General features: G+C 65.2%; 1 protein-coding gene. It reads right to left on the bottom strand.

Annotated elements, in window-relative coordinates:
• On the bottom strand, positions 1 to 1,697 hold a 1,697-nt coding region (locus AC1DXN_RS30785), incomplete at both ends, for a DUF5801 repeats-in-toxin domain-containing protein (protein WP_477421812.1).

The following is a 1,697-nucleotide window of genomic DNA, read 5'->3' as shown; positions in this document are numbered from 1 at the left end:
GTGCGGCCCTCGACGACATTGCCATTGAGGACCAGGTTCACCGCCTGGCCGGTTGCCGTGTCGATCAGGCCCGAAGGACCTGCCACCACGCTCAGCCCATAGATCAGCGTGCCGGCGCCATCGGCGCCGAAGGCCGAGGTGAAGTTGGCGGCGAAGTTCGCCGTCGCGTCCGTCGCAAGCACCGTCTCGTCGACCGTCAGCACAGGCTGGGTCGCGGCCGAGGCCGAGATCGAGGGACCATCGTCCTTGAACACCAGGTTCTGGCCGATGTCGACCGAGGCCGTTGCCGAGTCGCCGTCCTTGTCGGTGATCGTTGCCGTCACCTTGATCAGGTTGTCGGCGCTGAGGGTGGTGCTGTCATCGGGGTTGGCGGTATTGGGATGGACCACTGCCCTCTGCTGATCGAGTGTCACGTCGCCATTGGCGGTGTTGACGGTCAGCGTGAACACCAGCRCGTTGCTGCCGGCCGTGCGGCCCTCGACGACATTGCCATTGAGGACCAGGTTCACCGCCTGGCCGGTTGCCGTGTCGATCAGGCCCGAAGGACCTGCCACCACGCTCAGCCCATAGATCAGCGTGCCGGCGCCATCGGCGCCGAAGGCCGAGGTGAAGTTGGCGGCGAAGTTCGCCGTCGCGTCCGTCGCAAGCACCGTCTCGTCGACCGTCAGCACAGGCTGGGTCGCGGCCGAGGCCGAGATCGAGATCGAGGGACCATCGTCATTCAAAGTGATTGTCAGCGTGCCGGGTGCCGTCGAGCCGTCGGCGTCGGTGATGACATAGCCGAGGTTGACCGTCGCGTTGTTCTCGTCGTTCGGACCTTGGCTCTGAAGCACGTTGTTGAGCAGCGTAACATGATAGGCGCCGGTCGCCGGGTCGGTGATCTGGACCTGGAACAGCGCAGTGCCGATACGATCGCCGCTGCTGGTCGTCGCTGTCAGCGTATTGGTGCCGGCGTCCCAGCTGTAGGTCACGTTCTCTTGGCCGACCGTGCCTGCCGTGCCGTTGAGGGTCGCGAACGAGAAGCCGTTGGCGCCGGCGCCGTCGCCGCCGACACTGCCGCCCAGCGTGCCCGAGAAGCTTGCTTCGCTGCTGGCGGGACCGTCGGCATCGCCGACATTGGCATTGATGTCGCCCGTCGTGCTCGCCGGATTGCCGCCGGCAAGCCCGTCGTCATCGACCGAAGCCGCGGCCGTGCCGCTCGTCGGCGTATTGGCGTCCGTCACTGCGAAGCTGATACCGGCCGTCGACGTGTCGCCGTCGCCATCGGTCACCGTATAGGTTGCCGAAGCCGCGCCCGTGCCAAAAACGGAACTGTCAGCGGTGAAGGAGTAGTGGCCGTCAGCCATGACCTTGATCGAGCCATCGCCGATATCGATCGTCTGCGAGTAGCCGTCGTTGCCAAAGACCAGCGCCGTGGCGCCGATATGCGTCACCGTGGCGCCATCGGCGCCGGCGACGAAGTCCAGCGTGCCAGTGATGGTCGCACCTTCGGCAACATTCTGCGAGGCTTCATCATGCGCCGTCGGCACGTCGTCGGATACCGTCACGTTGACCGTGCCGGTTGCCTGGGTGCCATCGGTATCGGTGGCGACTACGCCGACATGGCCCAGATTGACCAGGTCGTCGAGATTGATGCCGGGATGGGCATCGTAATTGTTGTTCAGCGTCGCCGTCACCGTCGCCACGTTGTTGGCAAC

This window comes from Mesorhizobium sp. P2_H9 (assembly GCF_056403215.1).
Note: the sequence above shows the minus strand (reverse complement) of the source record. Positions and strands in the feature narration are given on the sequence as shown.